This is a genomic window from Solirubrobacter pauli, from assembly GCF_003633755.1.
Classification (GTDB): domain Bacteria; phylum Actinomycetota; class Thermoleophilia; order Solirubrobacterales; family Solirubrobacteraceae; genus Solirubrobacter; species Solirubrobacter pauli.
The window spans coordinates 1,875,449-1,901,035 of the sequence record NZ_RBIL01000001.1 but is presented as its reverse complement, the minus strand read 5'-3'; the positions used below and the strand labels follow the sequence as shown (position 1 = coordinate 1,901,035).

Sequence of the window (25,587 nt, the reverse complement as noted above, 5' to 3'; positions counted from 1 at the left end):
GCCGACGCGCCCGCAACACCCGGGGCGCTTGGCTGGCGGCATGAAGTACCTCTGCCTGCTGGCGCTCGCCGCCTGCCTCATCCCGATCCTCGGCGGCGACTCGACCGCCGCCGCGCCGGTCGCGCTGGACCCGCAGCTCGAGCGCGCGGTGCAGGCGGCGACGCGCGACGCCGCCCGCGACGGCATCACCATCCAGATCACGAGCGGTGTCCGCACCCGCGCCCATCAGCAGCAGCTGCTGGACGAGGCGATCGAGACCTACGGGTCCGAGGCGGTCGCACGCCAGTACGTCAACACGCCCGAGCGGTCGACGCACGTGCAGGGCCTGGCCGTCGACGTCGGTCCCACCGACGCCGCCTACTGGCTGGCCCAGCACGGCGCCGCCTACGGGCTGTGCCAGATCTACGCCAACGAGATCTGGCACTACGAGCGCGTGGTCGAGCCCGGCGGGGCGTGCCCGCCGCAGCGGCCGAACGCCGCCGGGTAGCAGCCACACCCCCAGGGGTGTGGTCCGCCGCACCCCGTCAAGATCGGGGAAATTGGCCGGGGGCGACCCCGATGTTGGGGGAGCCCGCGCAGCCCAAGATGCGCTCCATGACCGCGTTCCATACGATCATCGAGCCCTTCCGCATCCACTCCGTCGAGCCGATCCGGATGACCACGCGCGAGGAGCGGATCGCCGCTCTGGAGGCCGCGGGGTTCAACCTCTTCCGGCTCAAGTCCGAGGACGTCGCCATCGACCTCCTGACGGACTCGGGCACGGGCGCGATGTCGCGCGACCAGTGGGCCGGCATCCAGCGCGGTGATGAGAGCTACGCCGGCTCGCCTTCCTGGTATCGCTTCGAGGCCGCGGTCAAGCACCTGTTCCCCTTCAAGCACGTCATCCCGACCCACCAGGGCCGCGCCGCGGAGCGGATCCTCTTCAGCCAGCTCGGCGGCGAGGGCAAGACGGTCCCGAACAACACGCACTTCGACACCACGCGCGCGAACGTCGAGTTCACCGGCGCCCGCGCGATCGACCTGGTGATCGCCGAAGGTCAGGACCCCACGTCCGAGCATCCCTTCAAGGGCAACATGGACCTCGGCGCGCTCGAGCTGGTGCTCAGCACGGAGCACGTCCCCGTGGTGTTCATGACCGTCACCAACAACGCGGGCGGCGGCCAGCCGGTCTCGCTGGAGAACCTGCGCGGCGTGCGCGCGCTGTGCGACCGCTTCGGGGTGCCGCTGTTCCTCGACGCCTGCCGCTTCGCCGAGAACGCCTACTTCATCAAGCACCGCGAGCCCGGCCAGTCCGAGCGCACGATCACCGACATCGTCCGCGAGATGGCCTCCTACGCCGACGGCATGACGATGTCGGCCAAGAAGGACCCGATGGCGAACATCGGCGGCTGGCTCGCGCTCAACGACGACCGCCTGGCCGAGCGCTGCAAGACGATGCTGATCCTCACGGGCGGCTTCACCACCTACGGCGGGCTCGCCGGCCGCGACCTGGAGGCGATCGCCCAGGGCCTCGAGGAGGTCGTGCAGGAGGAGTACCTGCGCTACCGGATCTGCTCGACGGCGTACCTCGGCGATGCGCTGGCCGACGTCGGCGTGCCGATCGTGCGCCCGATCGGCGGCCACGCCGTGTTCCTCGACGCCCGCCAGCTGCTCCCGCACATCGACCCGCTCGAGTACCCGGGCCAGGCGCTCGCGGTCGCGCTCTACCGCGAGGGCGGCATCCGCTCGTGCGAGATCGGCACGATCATGTTCGGCCGCCGCCCCGACGGCACCGAGGTGCCCGCCGCGATGGACCTCGTCCGGCTCGCGATCCCGCGCCGCACCTACACGCAGTCCCAGCTCGACTACGTCGTCGAGGTCGTCGGCCACGTCGCTGAGCACGCGGACGAGCTGCGTGGGTACGCCATCACGCAGGAGCCGCCGCAGCTGCGCCACTTCACGGCCACGTTCGCGGAGCTGTAGGGCACCGTCCGTCGTGGTGGCGCGACCGCTCGTCGCGCCACACCGACCGTCCGTCGATTGCGCGTTTCGTCACTTGCCGGCGTGAGGAAGGGTTCCTCCAAATCGCTGCGAGGAGGAGAGAGACGCGATGACCGACTGGGAACGCATCGAGCGCTCGGACGAGTTTCGGGAGCTGGTGAAGCGGCGGAGGAGCTTCGTCGTACCCGCGACGATCTTCTTCCTCGTCTACTACATGGCCTTCATCATCGTCGCCGGCTACGCGCCCGACTTCATGGGCGAGTCGGTCTACCAGGGGCTGACCGTCGGGTACTGCTACGCGCTCACCCAGTTCGTCATGGTCTTCGTGCTGGGGATCTGGTACCTGCGCAAGTCGGAGAAGGAGTTCGACCCGCTCGCCGACCGGGTCGTCGAGGCGGCCGCCGCGGCTGAGTCCGGCGACGTCCGGTTCGTGCGCAAGGACGAGTCGGAGGTGAAGGCGTGAGGCTCTTCGCGGAGGTCAACGTCGAAGCGCTCGTGATGGCGGCGGTCATCCTCTCGATCACGCTCGGCATCACCTACTGGGCGTCCAAGCGGGCGTCGAGCGCGGTGGGCTTCTACGCCGCCGGCCGCCAGATCACCGGCCGCCAGAACGGGCTCGCGATCTCCGGCGACTACCTGTCGGCCGCGTCGTTCCTCGGCATCGCCGGCCTGATCTTCCTCTACGGGTTCGACGGGTTCCTGTACTCGATCGGCTTCCTCGTCGCGTTCCTCACGGTGATGTTCCTGCTGGCCGAGCGGATGCGCAACGCGGGCAAGTACACGATCGCCGACGTGCTCTCGTTCCGCCTGAACGAGACCCCGGCCCGCGCCGCCGCGGCGCTCGGCACGTTCGCCGTCGTGACCTTCTACCTGATCGCGCAGATGGTCGGCGCGGGCGTGCTGATCGAGAAGCTCGTCGGCATCGACTTCTCGCTCGCGGTGATCGTCACCGGCGTGTTCATGCTCTGCTACGTGATCTTCGGCGGCATGGTCGCCACCACGTGGGTGCAGATCGTCAAGGCCGTGCTGCTGATGGCGGGCATCCTGACGATGTCGATCTTCGTGCTGGGCAAGGTCGGCTTCAACCCGATCGAGCTCTTCAACCGCGCGAACGAGAACAAGGGCCCGGAGTCCACGTTCTCGCTGGCGCCCGGCACCTACCTGCCCAAGCCGCTCGACACGGTGTCCTTGGGCCTGGCGCTCGTGCTCGGCACCGCCGGCCTGCCGCACATCCTGATGCGGTTCTTCACCGTGCCCAACGCCCAGGCCGCCCGCTCGTCGGTGGTGTGGGCGATGTTCATCATCGGCTTCTTCTACCTGCTCACGACGTTCATCGGCTTCGGCGCGCGCGCCTTCCTCGGCGAGGGCGGCGTGGAGGCCGCGGGCACCGGCGGCAACCTCGCGGCGCCGAACCTGGCCGCGTTCCTCGGCGGCGGCGAAGGCACGTTCGGCGGCGACCTGTTCCTGGCCGCGATCGCCGGTGTGGCCTTCGCGACCATCCTCGCCGTGGTGGCGGGCCTCGTGCTCAGCGCGTCGGCCGCGTTCAGCCACGACATCTGGTCCTCGATCGTCCGCAAGGGCCAGGACTCCGAGCACGAAGAGGTGCTGGTGGCACGCGTCGCCGCGTTCGGCATCGGCGTGATCGCGATCGTGATCGCCGTCATCGGCGGCTCGGGCCTGAACGTGTCGTTCATGGTCGGCCTGGCGTTCGCGGTGGCCGCGAGCGCGAACTTCCCCGCGTTGGTGCTGGCGTTGACGTGGCGGCGCTTCAACACCACGGGCGCGATCGCCGGCGTCGTCACCGGCGTCGTGAGCGCGATCTTCCTCGTGATCGTCTCGCCGAAGGTGTGGCCGGGCGCCGACACGGTGACGGGCTCGCCGATCGGCTGGACGCTCAACAACCCGGGCATCATCTCGATCCCGCTCGGCTTCCTCGGGTGCTTCCTGGGGACGATCCTCAGCAAGGAGCGCGTCGAGGAGCGTTCGTTCGACGAGCTGTTCGTGCGGTCCGAGACCGGTCTGGGCGCCGAGCGCGCCTTGGAGAAGGTCGGAGCTTAGTCAGGGGGACACCGGCTCGTCCGCCCGTTGCACGGCGACGCTGAACGTCGCCGTGTACGGGCGGCCGGGCTCGGCCAGGGCGAACGTGCCCGTCCGCAGCGCGTCGGCGGGCGCGGTCATCGGCTCGAAGCTGACCAGGTCCGCGGTCGGCGGCGCGAACACCTGCGCGACGGGGAAGCCGGCCTCGAAGGCCACCGTGATCCGGCGGCCGCCGCCTTCGAGGACGAACGGCGCGCCGGTCAGGCGGTCGTAGCCGTCGTCGTAGGCACGATCGCCCAGCGGGCCGGCGTAGGGCTCGACGTCCTCGGTCTCACCGCTCGGGACCTGCTGGTCCGTCAGCCGCAGCCGCCGGCCGACCGGCAGCTCGACGTGCCACTGCGCGCGCGGCACACCGGGCAGGGCGAAGAACGGATGGAAGCCGAACGCCACCGGCACGGGGCCGTCGTGGGCCTCGATCGTGGTCGTCACGCGCAACGCGGTCGGTTCGAGCGTCGCCTCGAGCCGCACGGTGTGAGGGAACGGGAACGCCGTGGACGCGCCGTCGAGCTCGGCGACGCCGGGCGCCAGCACCCGCCAGGGCCGCGGCAACGTGCCGTGCATGGGCAGCCCGGTGCCGCTGTCGGCGCGCACCGGCGTTCCCTCCAGGTCCACCTCGACACCCAGCGCGCGGTAGGACCAGGCGCCGATCCGGTTCGCCCACGGGTGCAGGAGCGGGATACCCATCGTCTTGCCGGTGCGGGCGTAGGCCTCCAGCCCGTCGCGCTGCCCGAGCAGCTCCTCGCCATCGTGGCGCAGGGAGTGGCAGATCATCCCCGCCTCGGGCGCGAAGGTGGCTTCCAGCGGGCCGGCCTGCAGCTTCACGCGCGGGCCTCCGGGACGTGCAGCGCCGCCATCAGCGCGGCGACGGGGGGTGCGGGCGAACGCAGGGACAGCAGCACCATGGTCGCGAACGCTAGCGGCACCGACACCGCGGCGGGCTGGGTGAGGATCGCGCCGAGCGCGGTGTCCTCCGGCAGGTCGCCGATCAGCCCCGCCGCGATCATCCCGGTGGCGACGAGCGCGCCGGCGAGCATGCCGACCGCGGCGGCGGTCGCCGTCAGGCGCGGCCACCAGACGCCGAGCAGCAGGAGGGGGCAGAACGTGGAGGCCGCGAGCGCGAACGCCCAGCCGACGAGCACGCTGATGTCCACGTCGGGCGTGGCGAGCGCGAGCAGCGCGGGCGGGAGCATCCCGAGGACGCTGACGAGCCGGAAGCGCGTCCGCCGGCGGCGCGCCCGGCCGGGCAGCACGTCGTGCGAGACCGTGCCGGCGATGCTCACCAGCAGGCCGGACGCGGTGCTCATGAACGCGGCGAACGCGCCCGCGGCGACGATCGCGGCGAGGAGGTCGCCCATCGGCCCGGGCCAGGCGGCGGCGGGCACGCGCAGCACGACGCTGTCGGTGTCGCCGGTGACGTACAGCTCGGGCGTGAACGCGCGGCCGAGCAGGCCGTACACGGCGGGGAACAGGTAGAAGACGCCGAGCAGGCCGAGGACCCGCACGGTGGTTCTTCGGGCGGCCGAGCCGTCCGGGTTGGTGTAGAAGCGGACGAGGATGTGCGGGAGGCCCATCGTGCCCAGGAACGTGGCCAGCAGCAGGCTGTAGATCAGCAGCGGCGAGCCGCGGCCGGACTCCGCGACCGGGCGTGACCACTGGTCCCCGGTCTGCGCGTCGATCCCGTCGGCGACGGGGATGGCGGTGTCCGGGGGGATCCGCAGCTCGCCCGCGGGGACGGTGCGCGTCTCTCCGGTGTCCGGGAACGTCAGCGTGGTCGGCTTGTCGAGCTCCACGGTCATGCCGCTCGGGCCCGTGGTGGGCAGCTCGGCGCCGAACAGCGCGGCCCGCGCCGGCAGCCCGCCGAGGTGGATGAGCAGCAGCAGTGCGGGCAGCGCGATCGCGAACACCTTCACCCAGTACTGGAAGGCCTGCACGTACGTCACCCCGCGCATGCCGCCGAGCCCGACGTTGAGCGCGACGATCAGGCTGACGAGCGCGACGCCGACCCAGTACGGCGCGTCGGTGATCGCGCGGAGCGTCACGCCCGCGCCCTTGAGCTGCGGCACGAGGTAGCAGCCGCTGATCAGCAGGACGATCCCGGCGGCGAGCAACCGCATGTACGGCGCGGGCAGCCGGGCCTCGGCGAAGTCGGGGATCGTGTACGAGCCGAACCGCCGCAGCGGCGCGGCCACGAACAGCAGCAGCGTCAGATAGCCCGCGGTGAAGCCGACCGGCAGCCAGAGCGCGCTCGCCCCGAACTTCAGCATCAGCCCGGAGACGCCGAGGAAGCTCGCCGCGCTCAGGTACTCGCCGCTGATCGCGGCGGCGTTCCACCACGGGCTGACCGCCCTCGACGCCACGAACAGGTCGGACGTGGTGCGCGCGAGCCGGACGCCGTACGTGCCGATGCCGAGCGCCGCGCCGGTGACGGCGACGACGGCGATGATGCTCAGCGTCATTCGACCAGGTCGCGGAAGGCTTCGTCGAGGCCGTCGGCGCGGCGCTGCTCGAGCAGGCCGATGAAGAAGAACAGCGGGAAGGGCGGGACGACGACGAGCCAGATCGGCAGCGGGACGCCGAGGAACTGCGCGTCGTGCAGGCCGGGCAGCAGGTAGAGGATCAGCGGCAGCGCGCCGATCGCGCCGCCGAAGGCCACGAGGCTCAGCAGCGCGAGGCGGAGCTGCTCGCGCCGGAGCCGGCGCAGGTAGACCGCGGCGTGCGCGGTCGCCTCGGTCAGGTCCTCGCTGGGGAGGCGGCTCACAGGATCACCGGTGCTGAGGCCTTCCCTGACGGCACGCTCATGAGCGCAGCCGCCGGCGCAGCTCGGCGACTTCACGGCGGGCGATCGGCAGCTCGGAGCCGTCGGCGAGGACGAGCGTGGCCGTGCCGTTGAGCTGCGGGCGGACCTCCGTCGCCTGCTTGAGGTTGACCAGGTAGCGGCGGTGCACGCGGTGGAAGCCGTGCGGCGCCCAGCGGCGCTCGATCTCGTTGAGGGTGCCGCGGACCAGGTGGCGTCCGTCGGCGGTCAGCACGCGCACGTAGTCGCCGTGGGCCTGCAGGTAGAGGACGTCCGCGCGCGGGATGAGCCGCGTTCCGCCACCGGGCGCGTCGACGGCGAGCGTCGGCGTCGTGTCGTCCTCCGGGCGGGCCTCGATCCGGCCGAGCGCCTCGGCCACGCGCGCGGTCGAGACCGGTTTCATCAGGTAGTCGAGCGCGCGCAGCTCGAACGCCTCGACCGCCGCCGACTCGTACGCGGAGACGAAGATCAGCGCGGGCGGGGCCGCGAAGCGCCGCAGCACGCGTGCGAGCTCGACGCCGTCGAGGCCGGGCATGCGCACGTCGAGGAAGACGGCGTCGTAGGGCTCGCCGCCGGCCAGCACGTGCAGCGCCTCCTCGCCGGACTCGGCCGTGTCGACCTCGGACACCGCGGGCTGGGCACGGAGGACACGCGCGAGGTCGTCGAGCGCGGGCCGCTCGTCGTCGACGGCGAGCACGCGCAGCGTCACGCGCGCGCCCCCGGCGCGTCACCGCGCGCGGTCACGCCGCGCGCACCCCGGCTCGGAACTTGGGCACGAGCATCTTCACGACCGTTCCCTCTCCGGGCGTGGACTCAACCTCCAGACCGTATTCGGGACCGAACGTGGACTGCAGCCGCGCGTGCACGTTCGCGAGCCCGATCCCCTCGCCGCGTCCGGCCAGCGCGGCGCTCGCGGCCTCGGCGCTCATGCCGGCGCCGCCGTCGCGCACGGTCAGCTCGACGTCGGTGTCCAGGTCCGCGCCGAGGATCTCCACCCGGCACGGCCCGACCGCCTTCTCGACCCCGTGCCGCACCGCGTTCTCGACGAGCGGCTGCATGCTGAGCACCGGGACGACCGCCGTCAGCACCTCGGGCGCGACCGACACGCGCACCTGCAGCCGGTCGCCGAACCGCGCCTGCTCGAGCCGCAGGTACTTCTCGACGTAGTGCAGCTCGTCGGCGAGGGTCACGTACGAGCGGTTGCCCCGGAACGCGTAGCGGGTGAACTCGGCGAACTCGGTCAGCAGCTCGCGCGCCTCCTCCGGCTTGGTGTGGATCGAGTTGGCCACGGCGGCGAGCGCGTTGTAGATGAAGTGCGGCGAGATCTGCGCCCGCAGCGCGCGCAGCTCGGCCTGGGCGAGCCGCTCCTCCTGCTCGGCCAGCGCCGACAGCTCGACCTGGGCGGACACGAGCGCGGCGACCTCGGACACCACGCGCGTGTCCTCCGGCCGGAGCCGTCGCTCGGGGCCGTAGAACGCGGCGAGCCGGCCGATCCGCTCGCCGCCGACCAGCAGCGGCGCGATCACCGTGTTGCCGAACGGGCTCGGCCCGTGCACCACCTCGACGCGCTCGGAGTCCGGCAGCCAGCCGAGGTCCTCTTTGGCGGGGAGACCGTCGGCCGCGAGGACGGTCTCGCCGTCGTCGATCAGCACGCCCTCGGCCTGCGTGAGCGCGTGCAGGTGGCCGATCGCCTTGCCCGCCGACTCGCGGGTCAGCCCCTTGCGCAGGTGCGGGAGCGTGGCCGCCGCGGCGTGCAGCGCCGCGCGCACCCCCTCCTCGCCGGGCGCGAGCACCCGCCGCGGCGCCGCGAGCCGGCTCACGGCGAACGCGGAGGCCGCGAGCACCACGCCGAGCACCACGCCCAGGAGAACGTCCACGCGCGAAACTTAGGGGGTCTGACCCTTTATGTTGTCCGCAGGCGCAAGACGAGGGGGAGAGCCGTGTCGATCACGTCCTACGAAGAGGCCGTCGCCGCCCACGAGTGGCACGTCCCGGAGCGGTACAACATCGCCCAGGACGTCTGCGACAAGCATCCGGCGGACAAGCTCGCGATGATCCACGAGCACTTCGACGGCACCGTCCGCGAGGTGCGCTGGGGCGAGTTGCAGGAACGCTCCAACCGGTTCGCCAACGTCCTCCGCGCCCACGGCGTGGAGAAGGGCGACCGCGTCGCGATGCTGCTGCCGCCGACCCCCGAGACCGCCGCCGCGTTCTTCGGCACCTGGAAGTGCGGGGCGATCCTGCTGTCGATGTCCGTGCTCTACGGCGACGACGGCATCCGCCACCGCGTCAGCGACTCGCAGGCCAAGGTGCTCGTCACCAACGCGGCCAACCGGGAGCGCGTCGACCCGTCGCTCGTCGAGCACGTGCTGCTGCTCGACGACGAGCTGCTGGCGTCCGGGGACCCGGCCTTCACCCCCGAGGACACGCTCGCCGAGGACCCCGCGCAGCTCTACTACACGTCCGGCACGACCGGGCTCGCGAAGGGCATCGTCCACGCGCACCGGTACCTGCTCGCGCACGAGGAGTTCCTCTACTGCCACGACGTCCAGGACGGCGAGCGCTTCCACGGCATGGGGGAGTGGGCGTGGGCGGCCGGCATCGCGCCGCTGCTCGGCCCGTGGCGGTTCGGCGCGGTGCAGCTCGTCTACCAGCGCGAGGGCGGCTTCGAGCCGCACAAGCAGCTGGACTTCCTGTCGCGCCACGAGGCGTCGAACGTGTTCACGACGCCGACCGCGATGCGCTCGATGATGTCGATCACGGACGCCGGCACGCGCTACCCGCAGCGGTTCCGGATCGTCTGCAGCGCCGGCGAGCCGCTGAACCCGGAGGCGATCCGCTGGTTCCGCGAGCAGTACGGCCTCACCGTGCTCGACTACTACGGGCTGACCGAGTCCTATCCGCTGTGCGCGAACTTCCCGTTCATGGAGGTGCGCGAGGGCTCGATGGGCCGGCCGATGCCCGGCTGGGACGTGCATATCCTCGACCAGGACGAGCAGCCCGTGCCGCAGGGCGAGCGCGGCGAGATCTGCCTGCGGGCCCGCTCGAACCCGCACTACCCGCTCGGCTACTGGCGCAACGAGGAGGCGGCGCGCGAGACGTTCGGCGGTGACTGGTTCCACACCAAGGACGCGGCGCGCTTCGACGAGGACGGCTACGTCTGGTACGAGGGCCGCGCCGACGACGTGATCATCGCCGCGGGCTACCGGATCGGACCGTTCGAGGTCGAGAGCGCGTGCCTCGAGCACCCGGCGGTCAAGGAGGCGGCGGCGGTCGCCTCCCCGGACGAGCGGCGCGGCAGCGTGGTCAAGGCCTTCATCGTCCTGGCAGAGGGCCATGCGCCATCTGACGAGTTGATCGCTGACATCCAGGGGCATGTGCGTAACCGGCTGTCCGCCTACGCCTACCCTCGGAAGATCGAGTTCGTGGAGGACCTCCCGAAGACCCTGACCGGCAAGATCCGGCGCATCGAGCTGCGCCAGCGCGAGCTGGAGGAGAACGCCTAGCCCGTGGCCACGGCGGTCGTCGCAGGGAGGCGCTCGCCGCGCCAGGCCACGCGTGCGCTGCTGCCGCAGTGGATCGCCCGGCTCGTCGGGCTGGCCGCGCTGTGCACGGTCGGTGCGCTGGAGTGGCAGCGGCTCGTCGCCGACCTGTCGACCGGGCGCGTGCTGCTGTGGGTGCTCGCGGCCGTCGGCGCGGCCGCCGGGGTGCTGCTCGCCGATCGGGCCCGTGGCCGCCTGCGGCTGTTCGCGCTGCCGCTCGTCGTCCTCGCCGCGCTGTTCGCCGGCTACCTGCTGGCGGGGCTCGAGCTGCGCTTCCTGCGCCCGCGCCACTGGGACGAGCTGTTCTCGGGGCTCGGCAGCGGGTTGCAGGCGCTCGGCACGGTCCGGCTGCCGTACGACAGCGCCGACGCCTGGCCGCGGATCGTGCTCGAGCTGCTCGGCGTGCAGCTGCTCATCCTCTCCGGCCTGCTGACCTTCTGGCCGCGGGCGGTCGTGCGGTCGGCGGGGCGGGCGCCGTTGCGGGTGCCCGAGCGCGGCTACCCCTTCGTCGCGCTGGCCGTGATGATCGTCGTGGTGGCGTCGCCGATCGTGTCGATCGGCGGGACGCAGCCCGTGCTGCTCGGCCTCGGGATCGCGGCGCTGGCGGTCTGCTTCCTGTGGCTGGAGCGGCTGCCGCTGCGGCCGGGGATGGGCGTGGCGGCGCTGCTCGGCATCGCTCTGGCGGGCGCGTTGCCGCTGGCCGCGACCGCCGACCGCGGCGAGCCGTGGTTCGACTACCGCTCGTTCGCCGAGAGCCTCGGCCCCGACGACCCCGTGCGCTTCTCGTGGACGCAGAGCTACGGGCCGATCACGTGGCCGCGCGACGGCAACGAGGTCCTGCGCGTGGTGTCCGGCGAGCCGCTGTACTGGAAGGCGCGCAACCTGGACACCTTCAACGGCATCGCCTGGCAGGTCCGCGAGGAGCCGCAGGCGACGCAGTCGGTCGACGAGCCGTTCGAGGCCGACCTGCCGGAGGACTACGAGGATCGCTCCGCATGGACGAGCGAGATCGAGGTGTCGATCAAGCGCGTCCAGACGACCGACGTGATCGCCGCGGGCACGATCCTCGACGTCCGCAACACGTCGCGCGTCGTCCGGCCGGGCTTCTCGCCCGGCACGATGGACGCGCCCGCCGGGTTCCGCCGCAACGACTCCTACCGCGCGCAGGTGCACTTCCCCAAGCCGCAGGGCACGGCGTTGGAGGAGGCCACGACGGGCGAGGCCGAGCGCCAGGAGGGTGAGCGCACGCTGATCGTCCCGTTCAAGGAGGGCGAGGGCCCGCTGCGTCCGCAGGGCGCGTTCGGCGACTCGAATCCGGTCACCGACGCGCGCGTGGAGTTCGCGGCCTGGGGTTCCGGCGACGTGTCCTACGCGGAGTACGACCGCCGCAACGGCAGCCGGATCGACCGCCCGCTCGACGAGCTCATGCAGACCACGCGGTACGCGCGCACGTGGGAGCTCGTGCAGCGCCTGAAGAAGGACGCCGACACGCCGGTCGAGTACATCCGCGCGGTCGACGACTACCTGCACCAGCCCGAGTTCCGCTACATCGAGCGCCCGCCCGCCGTCCCGGTCGACGACGCGCCGCTGGACTTCTTCATCAACGTCTCCCATCAGGGCTACTGCCAGCACTACGCGGGCGCGATGGCCGTCATGCTGCGCATGGGCGGCATCCCCGCCCGCGTCGCGACCGGCTTCTCGCCCGGCGGCTACTCCGAGTCCAAGAAGGCCTGGATCGTCCGCGACACCGACGCCCACGCCTGGGTCGAGGTGTGGTTCGACCAGTACGGCTGGGTGACGCTCGACCCGACGCCCGCCGCCACCCCCGCCCGCTCCCGCGTCGCCGCGACGCTCACCACGCCCCGGTCCTCGCCCTCCGTCTCCCCGGACAGCGGCGGCGGCTCCACCTCCGGTGACGCGGGCGAGGCCAACCCGCGCGCCGTCCGCCCGGAGCTCCAGGTCGGCACCGGCGACACCGCCCTCGCCGACGACAGCTCCGGCGTCCCGCGCTGGCTCGTCTGGACGGCGGTCGTCCTGCTCGTGCTGGCCGCCGTCGTCGCCGCGGCGCTCTTCATCCGCCGCCCCCGCGGCAAGACCCCGATGGACCGAGCGATCGCCGAGGTCGAAGACGCCCTGCGCCGCGTCGGCCGCCCAGTGGCGACGGGCACGACCCTGACCCAGCTCGAGTCCCGGCTCGGCTCGCACTCGCCCGAGGTCGCCGCGTACTTCCGCGCCCTCGCCTCGGGGCGCTATGCGCCGGTCCCTGAACGGCCCTCGGCGCGCGGTCGTCGCGCGCTGCGCCGCGCGTTGGCGCAGGGCCTCGGCTTCGGTGGACGGCTCCGCGCGCTGTGGGCGATGCCGCCCCGGGTGGAGCGCGGGTGGCGCGAGCCGCGCACGCGCTCGCTGGACCTCGAAGTGTCCGCGCGCTCCTAGGCCTCCCCCGCGCGACCGGGGGTGCCGCACAAGAGCGTGCCGTTCACGCGGCCCGGTGGAAGTCCCCGCCACACGTGCCGTAGACGCCGGCACCCCGGCCGCGCGCCGCGCGCGCCGCCGCGCGGTACGCGTCCACCCGCGCGAACGGCACGCCCCGGTACACGTACGGCCGCGCCCAGCCTGCCGCCACCATCGCCTCGCCGACGTCGGAGCCCTCGACCGACACGTACGCGAGCACCCGCCCGAACCGGTCCTCGGCGTCCTGGGACGCGTCCCCGCGCAACTCGACCGCCCGCCCGTCGACGAGCCGCCGCAGCTCGGTGCCCGCGCGCCGTGACCCGCACTCGACCGGCGCGCCGGGGCGCTTGCTCTCGGGCGTGTCGATCCCGAGCACGCGCACGGTCTCGACGCGCCCGTCCACGCGCACCTTCAGCGTGTCGCCATCGACGACGCGGACGACGCGCCCCTGGCGGACGTCGGACGGCGCGGCGGAGCAGCCGGCGCAGGCGAGGATCAGCGCGGCGGCCCAGCGTGCGCGGCGAGCACGCGCCACGTGCCCTCCTCGCGCACCCAGGTGAGGGTGAGCGGCATGTCCAGCGCGCCGGGCTCGCCGGCGCGCTCGAACTCGTCGTGGACGACGGCCACGAGCACGGCCGTGTCGCCGACCGCGAGCACCTCGGCCTCGAGGAGGTGCTGGGCGCGCCAGACGAGCTCGCCCTCGGTGTTGCCGGCGATGTACGCCTCGCGGTCGCGGACGTCGCCGCGGTGCGTCGTCCAGCGCAGGTGCGGATGGTGGAGCTCGCGAAGCAGCTCCGGGTCGCGCGCGACCAGCGCTTCCGAGCGCCGCGCCGCGGCCTCCAGGATCTCGTCGCTCACGCTCACGACTGCGACCCTAGCGGCCTACACGGCAGAATCCGCCGCATGGCCATCCCCGTGACCGGTGTATCCGAGCTCGTCCTCGAAGTCGTCGACCTCGCCGCCGCCGAGGCGTTCTACTCCGGCATCCTCGGCCTGCCCGTGGTGGACCGCTGGCCGGACCGCGAAGCGCTGTGGGTGATGGCGGGCGACCGCACGCGGATCGGGCTGTGGCGCCCCCAGGTCGGCCTCGAGCGCGGCCGCGGCGGCGTGCACGTGCACTTCGCGATGCACATCCTCCCCGGCGATTACGACAACGCGGTGTCCGAGCTCCGCGCCGCCGGCCTGGACGTCCGCGAGCACGAGTTCTCCACCCGCCCGCACTCCCGCGCGGCCTACGTCGACGACCCGGACGCAACGTCGTCGAGCTGTGGACCTGGGACGTCGCGCATCACCTGGACGGCGCCTGACAGTCGAGCCGCCGCCGCTCGAACCCGCCGGCCCGCGCGCTCGCCTCGACGAGCGAACGGTGCACCGCGATCCGCTTGAACGCCGCGCCGAACTTCGTGCCGCCCCGCACCGAGCCGGAGATGCCCCGCGACCCGTCCGCGACGGAGGAGACGGTGCGCTCGATCGTGCCGTGCGAGACGATCCGGTCGGCCACTGCCGCGATCCGCGCCCGGTCGCGCTCGCCCCACGGGAAGCGGACGTCGAGCAGCGGGCGCGCGACGGCGGCGTTCGCCGGGTCGCGAAGACCCAGCCGCGCCACCACCTCCGTCTGGACGCTGTCCCGGTCGCCCGGCACGACGTGCCGGAACGCCAGCTCACGCGGACCGTCCGGACCGAACGTGTACTCCGCGAGCCACTCCTCGCGGCCACGACCGATGGACGGCAGCAGCGGCCGTGACAGCTCGGGGCCGTCGGAGGCGACCCGGCCGTAGACCGTGACGACGTTGCCGTCGTGGACGAGCCGCGCGCCGATCGCGCCGTGCCCCGACCCGGTCAGCCCGACGAGGTCGAGGCGCTCTTTGACCGGCCCGCCGAGCGCGGCCCCGACCATGGCCGACACCTCACCCGACCCCTCGACCGACACCCACGCTTGGGGCCAGCGGTCGGTGCGCAGCTCCTTCAGCGCCGAGTCGAGGAACTCGTCCGCGGCGGCCTGGTCAGGGAACGTCCAGCCGTACGCCCCCTGGATCCGGGCGCGAGCCCCGGCCTGGCCGCCGAGGTCGACCGCGACGGGGCCGAGCGACACGTCACCGCCGAACCCGGCCGACACACCGCCCATGCCGCTCGCCGTGCGCATGACGGACACCGTGCCGTCCGAGTTCGGGGTGACGGTCAGGGTCCAGCGGTGCCCGACCTCGATGCTGAACGCGGTCGCGCTGACCTCGTGGCCGGTGACGTCCGTCCGCAGCGGGCACGGCGCCAGACCGGCCGCCGCGGCCATCTGCGCGTCGCAGATGTCGAGCCCGACGACGCACAGCGCCCGCTCCAGCTGCGCGACCACGGCGCGCCCGATCGACGGGGCGCCCACCGCCGGCGCGGCGAGGGCGAGGACGACCGCGATGAGGGCGATCGCGGCGACGTACTCGGTGGTGGCCTGGCCGGCGGTGGGTCGCGTGTGCACGACTCCGATAGGGCGGCCCGGAAGAAGTTCGCCCCCCGGGGATCAGCCGGGGGGCGAGAGGCGCTGCCGGTCTGTCAGCGAACGCTCAGAGGAGCGAGGTGAACGCGGCGCCCGCGTCGCGGGCCACGTCGAAGAGCGGCTCGGGGTAGATGCCGAACGCGACGGTCACGATCGAGCAGACGACGGCGACGAACACGACCTCGGGCTGCGAGAGCCGCGGACCGCTGACGACGACCGACGGCTCGCCGGAGAAGTCGTCGGAGACGACGCGACCGGTGTCCGCGCCCGGCTCGATGCCGGCGGCGCGGTCCTCGTCGTCGGCCTCCTGCGAGCCACCGGCGATGATCGGCCGCGCCGACAGCGACAGGGACGTCGCGGGCGCCTCGCGCATCCACACCGCCGCGACCACGCGGAGGTAGTAGGCGAGGGAGACGGCCGAGCCGAGGACGATGACCACGGCGAGCCAGCCGTAGCCGTTGTCGACGGCCGCGTTGATCAGGTAGATCTTGCCGAAGAAGCCGGCCGTGACCGGGAAGCCCGCCAGCGCGAGCATCGCGATCGTCATCGGCCACGCCAGCAGCGGCCGCTCGCGGCCGAGGCCGTAGAGCGAGGAGATGTCGTCGCCGAGGCCGGTCTCCCGCTCGCGCGCCGTGATGACGGCGAACGCGCCCAGGTTCATGACGACGTAGGTCGCGAGGTAGAAGACCGTGGCGGCCACGCCGAGCTGGGTCGTGACGACCACGCCGGCGATCATGTAGCCCGCCTGCGCGACCGACGAGTAGGCCAGCATGCGCTTCAAGGACGACTGGCCGATCGCGCCGACGTTGCCGACGATGATCGTGACCACGGCCAGCGTCGCGAAGGCCGGGGCCCACGTGACGGTGGCATCGATCAGCGCATCGTTGAAGAGGCGCAGGATCACGCCGAAGGCCGCGGCCTTGGTCGCGACGGCCATGAAGCCGGTGACCGGCGTCGGCGCGCCCTCGTAGACGTCCGGCGTCCACTGGTGGAACGGCGCGACCGAGGCCTTGAAGGCCAGGCCGGCCAGGACGAGCGCGATGCCCGTCAGGAACAGCACGTCGTCGGCCATCTCCGCGCCGGCGGCGGCGATGTCGCCGTAGTTGGTGCCGCCGGCGGCGCCGTAGAGGAGCGCCAGGCCGTACAGGAGGGTGGCCGAGCCGACCGAGCCGATGATCAGGTACTTCAGGCCCGACTCGAGCGACTGCTCACGGCGCATGTGCGTCGCGCACAGCACGTAGAGCGGGATCGACAGGAGCTCGAAGCCGATGAACAGCACGACGATGTCGTTCGCCGCCACCAGCACGAGCATGCCGAGGATCGACGTGAGCATGAGCGCGTAGTACTCGCCCTCGCCCGCTTCGGCCGTCGCGACCGAGCGCCACGAGAGGAACGTCGCCGCGATGCCGCCGGCGACGAAGATCATCAGCAGCGCGAGCGTCAGGTTGTCCACCTTGAGCGCGTCCGCGAGGATCGCCTCGTTGACGTCCCACTGCCAGATGCCGAGGCCGGCCGTGACGGCGAGCGTCACGATCGTCAGCACCGGCACGACCTGGCGACGGATGAACGCGCCACGCGCGAGCCCGACGAGCAGGACCACGCACGCGCCCGCGACGAGCGCGATGAAGGGGGAGAGCGCCTCCCAGTTGATCGGCGGGCCCTTGGGGGCCGACGCCTGAGCCAACAGGACGTTCATCGCAGCACCGCTTCCACCGTGGACTTAACCGTGGCCTCACCCGCGTCCAGCGCGAGCTGCGGGTACAGCGCGAACGCGATGATCGCGATCACGAGAGGCACGAGCACCAAGCCGTCGCGCAGGCTCATCTCGAAGGAGGTGACCTTCTCGCCCACCCGGTTGTGCATCGACCGGATGTACATGCGCAGCGCGTAGACCGACGCGAGGATCACGCCGATCGAGGCCAGGAAGGCCAGCGCCTGCACCGAGGAGAAGGCGCCGAGCAGGATCAGGAACTCGCCCGCGAAGTTCGCCGAGCCGGGCATCGCGAGCGTCGCCAGCGCGACGATCAGGAACAGCGCGGCCAGGATCGGCGCGCGGAACGCGATCCCGCCGTAGTCGCGGATGTCCTCCGAGCCGCCCGCCCGCTCGGCGAGCAGCGCGATCACGAAGAACAGCGGCGCCACGACCAGGCCGTGGTTGATCGACTGCAGCAGCGCGCCCTGGGCACCCTGGCCGGCGGCGTCGATCGCGAAGATGCCGAGCGTGATGAAGCCGAGCTGCGCGACCGACGAGTAGCCGAGGATCAGGCGCGCGTTGGTCTGCGTGAAGGCCTGGATCGACCCGTAGAGGATCGAGACGACGGCCAGCACGAGCAGAATCACGTTCCAGTCGTTCGTCGCGGCCGGGAACAGCGGCAGCACGAGCTTCAGGAAGCCGTAGGCCGCGACCTTGGAGACCACGCCGGAGAAGAACGCCAGCGCCGGTAGCGGCATCGACTTGTAGGCGTCCGGCATCCAGCCCTGGAAGGGGAACGCCGGCATCTTGATCAGGAACGCGAGCGAGAACGCGACGAAGAGCCACTTCTGCGTGGACTCCGGCAGCGGGTTCGCCTGCAGGTCCGTGAGGACGAACGTCAGGTTGCCCGTCGGCGAGAGGACCGCCGTGGCCACCGCGGCGGCGAGCATGAGCAGCGAGCCGACCAGCGTGTAGATGACCATCTTCAGCGCGGCCGCCGCGCGGTCCCCGGTGCCCCACTGGCCGACGAGGAAGTAGAACGGCACCAGCATCAGGTCGAAGAACAGGACGAACAGCGCCAGGTCCTGCGCCACGAACGCGCCGAGCACGGCGGTCTCGCCGAGGGCGAAGTGGAAGCAGAAGAGGCCGGCGCGCTCGAGCGGCGGACGGACGATCAGCCAGACCGCCGAGGCGAACGCGACGACCGTGGTCAGCGCGATCAGCCACAGGTTCAGGCCGTCGACGCCGAGCTTGTAGCGGATGCCCAGCTCGGTGATCCACGCGTCGTCGGTCACGTGCTGAAGACCGGCGCCCGCGTCGAAGTCCGTGATCATGTAGATCGTGTAGACGAGCGGGATGACCGTGCCGATCAGCAGGATCTTCGGGGCCAGCGAACCCGGCGAGAACGCCGCGAGCAGGCCCGCGAGCAGCGGGAAGAAGACGAGGATGCTCAGGTGGATGGTCATGCGGAGATGAGGAAGTAGGCGCCGAGGCCGCTGAAACCGATGAGCAGCAGCGCCGCGTAGTAGCGCAGGTAACCGGACTGGATGCCGCGCACCGCGGCCGAGAGCGCGCGAACCGCACCCGTGGAGCCGCCGACCAGCGCACCGTTGACGAAGATCCGCTCGAACGTGCTGTTCGCGAAGCGGCCGAGCCAGGCCGCCGGGCGCACGATCAAGAAGTCGATCGCCTCATCGAAGTACCACTTGTTGACGAAGACCTTGTGGATGGGGCGGAAGCGGGCCTGGAAGCTCGCGGCGTTGCCGCCCTTGCCGTAGATCGTCCACGCGGCGAAGATGCCGACCGCGCCGATCACCGCGCCCACCAGCAGGCCGATCCACTCGGCCGTGGCCGAGGGCTCGATCGTCTCGAACAGCTCGGAGTCGTGGAACGTCGGCTCCAGGAAGTGGTGCAGCTCGGACGTGACGCCCGGGATCTGCAGGAAGCCGCCGACGATCGCCAGCACGGCCAGGCCGCCCATCGCGATCTTCATGCCACCCGCGCGCTCGGCGATGTGGTGCTCCGGCCCGGGGAAGCCGACCTCGGTGTCCTCGACCTCGCCGTTGGCCGGGTTGGTCGGCTCGGGCGCGTGGTAGAGGTGGCCGTGCGAGAGTTCCTCGGCCTCCGGGGACATCGGGCCGAAGAAGGCCCGGAAGATCATCCGGAACGTGTAGAAGGCCGTCATCAGCGCGCCGACGTAGCCGAGGATCGCCATCACGAGGTAGACCCCGCCGCGATCCATCATGTAGGCGAGGATCTCGTCCTTGGAGAAGAAGCCCGAGAAGGGCGGGATGCCCGAGAGCGCGAGGCCGCCGATGACCATGCACGCGAACGTGAACGGCATCACCTTGCGGAAGCCGCCCATGCGGTCCAGGTCCTGGTTGCCGCCCATCGCGGAGATGACCGAGCCGGCCGCCATGAAGAGCAGCGCCTTGAAGAAGGCGTGCGTCATCAGGTGGAACATGCCGGCCGCGTAGACCGCGGAGGAGACGGCCATGATCATGTAGCCGATCTGCGACATCGTCGAGTAGGCGATGACGCGCTTGAGGTCGGTCACGACCAGGCCGATCGTCGCGGCGATCAGGAGCGTCGCGCAGCCGACGACGGAGCCGACCATGGCGGCGTCCGGCGCGTGCTCGAAGAGCGGGTGCAGGCGGGCGATCAGGTAGACGCCCGCGGTGACCATCGTGGCCGCGTGGATCAGGGAGGAGACCGGCGTCGGGCCCTCCATGGCGTCCGGGAGCCACGTGTGGAACGGGACCTGCGCCGACTTGGCGAAGGCGCCGACGAGCAGCAGGATGCAGCCCGCGACCAGCTCCGGCTGGTTCTCGGTGAACGCCTCGCCGACGAGCTCGAAGTTCTTGAGGAAGTCGAGCGTGCCGGTGCCCTTGAAGATGAAGTAGGCGCCGAGCACGAGGCCGACGTCACCGGCGACGTTGATGACGAAGGCCTTGATGCCGGCCTTCGTGGCGGTCGTCCGGCGGTACCAGAACGAGATCAGCATGTAGGACGCCGCGCCGACGAACGCCCAGCCCACGATGAGCAGGAAGAAGTTCGCCGCCAGGACGAGCAGCAGCATGCTGAACACGAAGAAGTTCAGGTAGGAGAAGAACCGCGTGTAGCCGCGGTCCCCGCCCATGTACGAGAACGAGTAGACGTGGATCAGCGTCGAGACGCCGGTCACCACGAGGCACATCAGGACCGACAGCGGGTCGATGAGGATCGCGAGCTGGGCGTCCACGCCCATCGTGTTCGCGTAGTCCCAGGCGACGGAGACGACCTGGCGCTCCTCCTCGCCGCGGTCCTGCAGCGCGAAGAACATCAGGACGGCGGCGACGAACGCCAGGCCGATGGCGGCGATGCCGATCAGGCCGTGGACGCGCTGGGGCAGCGCCTTGAAGGTGAGGGCGATCAGCGCCGCGCCCGCGAGGGGCAGCAGCAGCACGAACCAGCCAAGAGTTTGCACGCTCATCCTTGAAGCTCCCGCAGCTCATCCACGTCGATCGGCAGTCGGCGCCGGTAGATGGCGACGACGAGGCCGAGGCCGACCGCGACCTCGCAAGCCGCGACGACCATCACCATCAGCGCGAAGATCTGCCCGCCCATGTCCCCGTGCGCGCGCGCGAACGCGACCAGCGCCAGGTTCGCGGCGTTCAGCATCAGCTCGAGGCACAGCAGGACCACGAGCGGGTTGCGGCGTGTCAAAACGCCTCCGGCGCCGATGCAGAAGATCAGCGCCGAGACGATCAGGTACCAGATCAGATCCATTAGATGTCCCGGGGGCCGCCGGCCTCGATCATCGTGCCGGTGTCGCCCTCGCCCTTGGTCAGCTCGTCGCGCTTCATGAAGTCCGTGAAGGAGATCTCGCGTGGGTCGGCCAGGCCGGAGCGGCGGCGGGCGAGGATCACGGCGCCGACGGCCGCGACCAGCAGCAGCAGCGACGCGACCTCGAAGGCCACGAGGTACTCGGTGAGGAAGAGCTCGCCGATGCGGCTGGGCTCGCCGAAGCCGGGCACGTAGGGCGCGCCCTCGCTGTCGAGCGCCTCGAGGCCCGTGCCGATCAGCGCGATCGCCAGCTCGACGAAGAGCACGAGCGCGAACAGCACGGAGATGACGCGCAGCGCCGGACCCGACCGTCCTGCCAGACCGGCCTCGAGGCCGCCGACATAACCGACGACGAACACGTAGAGCACCATCACGGCGCCCGCGTAGACGATCACCTGCGCCGCGGCGACGAACTCCGCGCGCAGCAGCAGGAACAGCATCGCCAGGAAGATGAGGTGGGTGACGAGCGCGAGGACGCTGTAGAACGCGTCGCGCAGCATCACGGTGCCGAGGGCGCCGCCGACGGCGCCGATCGCGGCCAGGAAGAAGAAGACCTCGGCCACTACTCGCCCTCGGTCCGGAGCGGCGTGCGCTCGAGCGGCTCGGCGAGCAGCATCTCCTTGGTGAAGATGAGGTCGGACCGGTTGTAGTCCGCCATCTCGTAGTCGTGGCCGAGCGTGATCGCGTCGAACGGACAGGCGATCTCGCAGTAGCCGCAGAAGATGCAGCGCGACAGGTTGATCTCGTACACCGCCGCGTAGCGCTCACCGGCGCTGACGCGGTTGTCCGGCGTGTTCTCGGCGGCCACGACGCGGATGCAGTCCGCGGGGCAGGCCGCCGCGCACAGCGAGCAGCCGACGCACTTCTCGAGGCCCGTGTCCTCGAAGCGGTGCAGCTTGTGCCGGCCCCGGAAGCGCGGGTAGACCGGCGTCTTCTCCTCGGGGTAGTTGATCGTGATCGTTCCCTCGGGGACGCGCGCGAAGGTCGTCTTGAGACCCTTCAGCGTCGCGGCGAAGGCGCGGAACGTCCCGGACGCAGCACCCTCCCGGGGCTGGTGGATGACGATGACGTCGTCACCGGGGTCATAAGGCATCAGTCGAGCACCACCACGAGAACTGCAGTGACAAGGGCATTGAGCGTCGCCAGCGGCAGCAGGATCTTCCAGCCGAACGACATCAGCTGGTCGTAGCGCAGACGCGGGAGCGTCGCGCGGACCCAGATGAAGAAGAAGATGAAGACCCACATCTTCAGGAGCACGACGATCGGCTCGATCCAATTGGGCTGATCCCAGAACGGCACGTCCCAGCCGCCCCAGAAGATCGTCGTGAACAGCAGCGAGACGACGACCATGTTCAGGTACTCGGCGGCGAAGAACGCGGCGAAGCGGCCACCGCCGTACTCGGTGAAGTAGCCACCGACGAGCTCGGCCTCGGCCTCGGGGAGGTCGAACGGCGGGCGGTTGGTCTCGGCGAAGCCGGCGACCAGGAAGATGAGCCAGCCGACGAACTGCGGGCCGAAGAGCCAGAAGTGCTCCTCCTGCCACTGGACGATGTCCACGAGCGACAGGGAGCCGACCATCATGATCACGCCGATGATCGAGAGGCCCTGGGCGATCTCGTACGAGATCAGCTGGGCGGCGGAGCGCATCGAGCCGAGGAACGAGTACTTCGAGTTCGACGACCAGCCGCCGAGCATCAGGCCGTAGAAGGCGATGCCGCCGAAGGCGAAGGCGAAGAGGATGCCGATCGAGGGATCGACGCCGTACAGGCCTGTCTTGGTGCCGAAGATGTCGACGGTGTCCGAGAAGGGGATGATCGCGAGCGTGGCCGCCGCGGTGATCATCGAGATGACCGGCGCGACGATGAAGAGCCACTTGCGCGAGTCAGCCGGCACGAACTGCTGCTTGAACAGCAGCTTGCCGATGTCGGCCACGGCCTGCAGCGCGCCGAAGGGCCCGACGCGGGTCGGGCCGTAGCGGTTCTGGAAGCGGCCGAGCAGCTTGCGGTCGGCCAGCAGCGCCAGCGGCACCATGTTGAAGACGATCAGGAAGATCGCCAGTGCCTTGGCGATCTGCATCCACCACGGCTCGTAGTAGCCGATTTCACCGAAGACGGGCATCAGGTCAAGTCACTTCCCGGGGCGGGATCGGCAGGCCTGCGGAAGGCGGCATCTCGGCCAGGCCCTCGACGGCGGGCTGCGACTGGATCGGAACTGACGACGGCGTAGATGAACCGGGCCCCACCCGGTGCACCTCGACGATGCCGTGCGTCAGGACGTTCGCGTTGTGCTCGGCGATGCCCTCGGCGAGGAACACGCTGCCGGCCGGGATCGACGCGCGCAGGCGCACGGTCGCGGGGATCCGCGTGCCGTTGCCGACCTCGACGCGGTCACCCTCGTTGATGCCGCGCGAACCGGCGTCGGCCGGCGAGAGCTCGACGACCTGCTTGGCGCGGATGAACTGCAGCGCCGGCGCGATGTCGACCTCCTTGGCCGCCCACAGCGGGCGGTAGGTGCCGAGGCGCAGCTCCGCGTCGCTCTTGGCCGGCAGGCCGGTCGGGACGTCGAGCGCGACCGGCTCGGGCACGGGGCCCTCGAAGGCGTTGTGCTCCTGCCAGCGCAGGCCGCGGCCGCCGATCGCGTCGAGCGTCAGGCCGTTGTAGAAGGGGACGGCCTCGAACAGCCGCTGCGACACCTGCGAGCCGACGAAGGCCGTGCCCTCGTCGAAGCCCACGGCGCGCGCGACGTCCGAGATGACCTGCCACAGGGCGCGGACACCCGAGCCGGGCTGCGCGCCCGGGCCACGCGGGTGGCCGATCGCCTGGCGCAGGCGCTGCACGCGCCCGTCCGGATGCGTCAGCGTGCCTTCCTTCTCCGGGTACGCCTCGGCGGGGAAGACGACGTCGGCGAACTCGCGGACGGTGTCCGTGAGCTGCGACTCGACCGCGATCACGGTCTGCGCGCCGCCGAGCGCCTTCTCCCAGGCGCCACGGTTCGGGTAGTTGCGCAGCGGGTCGACGTGGTGCAGCCAGACCGCCTGCAGGTCGCCGCTGGCCAGGCCGGCGGCGATGTCCTCGCCGCCCAGGCCGGTCGCGTCGACCGACGCGTAGCCCGGGCCGTGACCGGCCGCGAAGCCGGCCTCGCGCAGGCCGCGGCCGTTCGGCGAAGCGGGCAGCTCGAGCACGCCGGCGTTGGCGATGCTCGCGAGGTTCAGACGGGAAGCGATGTTGAGGAGCGCACGGCCGGCGGAGCCACGCAGCGCGCGCTCGCCGTAGACGATCACGACTTCCTCGCCCGCGGCGCGCAGGGCGTCGGCGAACTCGGAGACCGCGGTCGCGTTCGTGCCCGCCGCGGACGCGGCGCCGCCCAGGTTGCCCGTATCGCCGCTCAGCGCGGCGTCGAGCGCGACCAGGAAGGCCTCGGCCCCGCCCGGCGCGAAGCGCAGCGTGGCGGCGGCGTTGGGATCGAGCGCGGTCGGGCGCGCGGACGCGACGACGACCTTCGTGCCGTGACGGCGCACGCCCTTGCGGATGCGCAGGTCCCACACCGGGACCTCGTCGATCGGGTCGCAGTCGACCAGCAGCACGGTGTGCGCGAACTCGAGGTCCGGCACGGTGGCCTGCAGCTTCGGGTCGGCGAGGCCGCGCACGACGTCCAGCGGCTGCTCCCCGCCCGCGCGGGACGCCAAGTGGCCTGAGCCGAGGCCGCCGCGGAACAGGCCCTGCAGCAGGAACGCCTCTTCGTTGGTGGTCGTGCCGCCGGCGATCGCGGCGGACTTGGCGCCCGCCTTCCCGAGCGCGGCACCGGCGATCTCGATCGCCTTGTCCCAGCTGACGGGCTTGAGCTCGTCGCCCTCGCGCACGAGCGGCGTCGTGATGCGCTCGTCCGAGTGCACGGCCTGGTAGCCGAAGCGGCCCTTGTCGCACAGCCAGCCGTCGTCGACCTGGTCGTTGTCGCGGCCGAGGACGCGCAGGACGCGCTCGTCGCGGACGGTCAGCTCGACGTTGCACTGGGCGGGGCAGCCCGCGCAGATCGTGCCGGCGCCCTCGATGTCCCACGGGCGCGCGCGGAAGCGGTACGCGCGGGACGTCAGCGCGCCCACCGGGCACAGCTCGATGATGTTGCCCGAGAACGGCGCGACGTACGGGTGGCCGTCGAAGGTGGAGACGTAGGACGCGGCGCCGCGCTGCTGGAGCACGAGCTGGTAGTCCTCGCTGACCTCCTGCGAGTAGCGCACGCAGCGGTAGCAGAGGATGCAGCGCTCGCGGTCGATCGCGATCAGCGGCGAGAGCTCGAGCGGCTTCTTGAAGTGGCGCTTGGGCTCGATGAAGCGGGAGGTGCCGGGACCCCACCCGTAGGTGATGTCTTGCAGCGGGCACTCGCCGCCCTTGTCGCAGACCGGGCAGTCCAGCGGGTGGTTGATGAGCAGGAACTCGACCACCGCGCGCTGCGCGTCGTGGACGCGCTGCGTCTGCGTGTTGACGACCATGCCGTCACGGATGGGGGTGGAGCAACCGGTCTGGAGCTTCGGGATGCCCTCGATCTCGACCAGGCACATGCGGCAGGCGCCGACGGGCTGGCCCAGCTTGGGCTCGTAGCAGAAGACGGGGATCTCGGTGTCGCCGTAGGTGTTGGCGGCATCGACGAGCATCATGCCCTCGGGCGCCTGGACCTCGCGACCGTCGAGGGTGAAGGTGATCTCTTTGACGACTGGGCGCGGCAT

The 25,587-nt window shown here is 71.4% G+C and carries 23 protein-coding genes; 7 read left to right on the top strand and 16 right to left on the bottom strand.

Annotation, left to right across the window (positions count from 1 at the left end):
* Positions 1 to 40: 40 nt before the first annotated feature.
* From C8N24_RS08965 to C8N24_RS08950, 4 genes are all read left to right on the top strand, one after another.
* Positions 41 to 487: a M15 family metallopeptidase gene (locus C8N24_RS08965; protein WP_121249717.1), complete on the top strand. Its 447-nt coding sequence runs from the start codon at positions 41 to 43 to the stop codon at positions 485 to 487.
* Between the two features lie 107 nt (positions 488 to 594).
* Positions 595 to 1,962, top strand: a complete 1,368-nt coding sequence (locus C8N24_RS08960; RefSeq protein WP_121253058.1) for a tryptophanase — start codon at positions 595 to 597, stop codon at positions 1,960 to 1,962.
* 127 nt (positions 1,963 to 2,089) lie between these two features.
* Complete coding sequence (locus C8N24_RS08955) at positions 2,090 to 2,443, top strand: DUF485 domain-containing protein (RefSeq protein ID WP_121249716.1); 354 nt, start codon at positions 2,090 to 2,092, stop codon at positions 2,441 to 2,443.
* A gap of 35 nt (positions 2,444 to 2,478) precedes the next feature.
* Positions 2,479 to 4,038 carry a sodium:solute symporter family transporter gene (locus C8N24_RS08950; protein ID WP_121253056.1) on the top strand — a complete coding sequence of 520 codons (1,560 nt, stop codon included), beginning with the start codon at positions 2,479 to 2,481 and terminating at the stop codon, positions 4,036 to 4,038.
* Here C8N24_RS08950 and C8N24_RS08945 read toward each other — a convergent pair whose 3' ends face one another.
* Genes C8N24_RS08945 through C8N24_RS08925 form a run of 5 tightly spaced genes read right to left on the bottom strand, consistent with a single transcriptional unit; the run spans position 4,039 to position 8,748 of the window.
* Positions 4,039 to 4,899: an aldose 1-epimerase gene (locus C8N24_RS08945; protein ID WP_245971797.1), complete on the bottom strand. Its 861-nt coding sequence runs from the start codon at positions 4,897 to 4,899 to the stop codon at positions 4,039 to 4,041. It lies immediately after the preceding gene.
* Positions 4,896 to 6,533 carry a sodium/solute symporter gene (locus tag C8N24_RS08940; protein WP_121249715.1) on the bottom strand — a complete coding sequence of 546 codons (1,638 nt, stop codon included), beginning with the start codon at positions 6,531 to 6,533 and terminating at the stop codon, positions 4,896 to 4,898. The genes C8N24_RS08945 and C8N24_RS08940 overlap by 4 nt, the downstream gene beginning before the upstream one ends.
* Positions 6,530 to 6,835, bottom strand: a complete 306-nt coding sequence (locus tag C8N24_RS08935) for a hypothetical protein (RefSeq protein ID WP_121249714.1) — start codon at positions 6,833 to 6,835, stop codon at positions 6,530 to 6,532. Before C8N24_RS08935 ends, C8N24_RS08940 begins: the two co-directional genes overlap by 4 nt.
* 37 nt (positions 6,836 to 6,872) lie before the next feature.
* The gene (locus tag C8N24_RS08930; RefSeq protein ID WP_121249713.1) at positions 6,873 to 7,580 is read right to left on the bottom strand and encodes a LytR/AlgR family response regulator transcription factor; all 708 of its coding nucleotides are present in this window, start codon (positions 7,578 to 7,580) and stop codon (positions 6,873 to 6,875) included.
* 31 nt (positions 7,581 to 7,611) lie between these two features.
* Positions 7,612 to 8,748: a sensor histidine kinase gene (locus tag C8N24_RS08925; RefSeq protein ID WP_147447706.1), complete on the bottom strand. Its 1,137-nt coding sequence runs from the start codon at positions 8,746 to 8,748 to the stop codon at positions 7,612 to 7,614.
* A 69-nt stretch (positions 8,749 to 8,817) separates the two neighbouring features.
* On the opposite strand from C8N24_RS08925, the gene C8N24_RS08920 reads away from it, so the two are divergent.
* Both C8N24_RS08920 and C8N24_RS08915 read left to right on the top strand, forming a co-directional pair.
* Entirely contained in the window at positions 8,818 to 10,377 is a 1,560-nt protein-coding gene (locus C8N24_RS08920) for an acetate--CoA ligase (RefSeq protein ID WP_121253052.1), read from the top strand.
* 3 nt (positions 10,378 to 10,380) lie between these two features.
* The gene (locus C8N24_RS08915; RefSeq protein WP_121249711.1) at positions 10,381 to 12,846 is read left to right on the top strand and encodes a transglutaminase-like domain-containing protein; all 2,466 of its coding nucleotides are present in this window, start codon (positions 10,381 to 10,383) and stop codon (positions 12,844 to 12,846) included.
* Between the two features lie 43 nt (positions 12,847 to 12,889).
* Here the strand turns inward: C8N24_RS08915 and C8N24_RS08910 are convergent, their stop codons facing one another.
* Together C8N24_RS08910 and C8N24_RS08905 are read right to left on the bottom strand one after the other, a co-directional pair.
* Positions 12,890 to 13,399 (bottom strand): thermonuclease family protein, encoded by a 510-nt coding sequence (locus C8N24_RS08910; protein WP_170178956.1) that lies wholly within the window; start codon positions 13,397 to 13,399, stop codon positions 12,890 to 12,892.
* The gene (locus tag C8N24_RS08905; protein ID WP_121249709.1) at positions 13,360 to 13,728 is read right to left on the bottom strand and encodes a nuclear transport factor 2 family protein; all 369 of its coding nucleotides are present in this window, start codon (positions 13,726 to 13,728) and stop codon (positions 13,360 to 13,362) included. Before C8N24_RS08905 ends, C8N24_RS08910 begins: the two co-directional genes overlap by 40 nt.
* Positions 13,729 to 13,767: 39 nt before the next feature.
* Here C8N24_RS08905 and C8N24_RS08900 point away from each other — a divergent pair, with 39 nt between their 5' ends.
* Complete coding sequence (locus tag C8N24_RS08900) at positions 13,768 to 14,250, top strand: VOC family protein (RefSeq protein WP_211339891.1); 483 nt, start codon at positions 13,768 to 13,770, stop codon at positions 14,248 to 14,250.
* Here C8N24_RS08900 and C8N24_RS08895 read toward each other — a convergent pair.
* The 9 genes from C8N24_RS08895 to nuoG form a co-directional block, all read right to left on the bottom strand.
* Positions 14,153 to 15,331 carry a hypothetical protein gene (locus C8N24_RS08895; protein ID WP_121249708.1) on the bottom strand — a complete coding sequence of 393 codons (1,179 nt, stop codon included), beginning with the start codon at positions 15,329 to 15,331 and terminating at the stop codon, positions 14,153 to 14,155. The two genes, C8N24_RS08900 and C8N24_RS08895, sit on opposite strands and share 98 nt — an antisense overlap.
* 85 nt (positions 15,332 to 15,416) lie before the next feature.
* Positions 15,417 to 17,045, bottom strand: a complete 1,629-nt coding sequence (locus C8N24_RS08890; RefSeq protein WP_121249707.1) for an NADH-quinone oxidoreductase subunit N — start codon at positions 17,043 to 17,045, stop codon at positions 15,417 to 15,419.
* Positions 17,042 to 18,508 carry a complex I subunit 4 family protein gene (locus C8N24_RS08885; RefSeq protein ID WP_245971795.1) on the bottom strand — a complete coding sequence of 489 codons (1,467 nt, stop codon included), beginning with the start codon at positions 18,506 to 18,508 and terminating at the stop codon, positions 17,042 to 17,044. The genes C8N24_RS08890 and C8N24_RS08885 overlap by 4 nt, the downstream gene beginning before the upstream one ends.
* Positions 18,505 to 20,514 carry an NADH-quinone oxidoreductase subunit L gene (gene nuoL, locus C8N24_RS08880; RefSeq protein ID WP_121249706.1) on the bottom strand — a complete coding sequence of 670 codons (2,010 nt, stop codon included), beginning with the start codon at positions 20,512 to 20,514 and terminating at the stop codon, positions 18,505 to 18,507. The genes C8N24_RS08885 and nuoL overlap by 4 nt, the downstream gene beginning before the upstream one ends.
* Positions 20,511 to 20,810 (bottom strand): NADH-quinone oxidoreductase subunit NuoK, encoded by a 300-nt coding sequence (gene nuoK, locus C8N24_RS08875; protein ID WP_121249705.1) that lies wholly within the window; start codon positions 20,808 to 20,810, stop codon positions 20,511 to 20,513. The genes nuoL and nuoK overlap by 4 nt, the downstream gene beginning before the upstream one ends.
* A complete protein-coding gene (locus C8N24_RS08870) occupies positions 20,810 to 21,430 on the bottom strand; it encodes an NADH-quinone oxidoreductase subunit J family protein (protein ID WP_121249704.1) in 621 nt (206 codons plus the stop codon). The genes nuoK and C8N24_RS08870 overlap by 1 nt, the downstream gene beginning before the upstream one ends.
* Entirely contained in the window at positions 21,430 to 21,960 is a 531-nt protein-coding gene (gene nuoI / locus C8N24_RS08865) for an NADH-quinone oxidoreductase subunit NuoI (RefSeq protein ID WP_121249703.1), read from the bottom strand. The genes C8N24_RS08870 and nuoI overlap by 1 nt, the downstream gene beginning before the upstream one ends.
* A complete protein-coding gene (gene nuoH / locus C8N24_RS08860; protein ID WP_211339890.1) occupies positions 21,960 to 22,985 on the bottom strand; it encodes an NADH-quinone oxidoreductase subunit NuoH in 1,026 nt (341 codons plus the stop codon). The genes nuoI and nuoH overlap by 1 nt, the downstream gene beginning before the upstream one ends.
* Positions 22,986 to 22,989: 4 nt before the next feature.
* Positions 22,990 to 25,587, bottom strand: a complete 2,598-nt coding sequence (gene nuoG, locus C8N24_RS08855) for an NADH-quinone oxidoreductase subunit NuoG (RefSeq protein ID WP_121249702.1) — start codon at positions 25,585 to 25,587, stop codon at positions 22,990 to 22,992.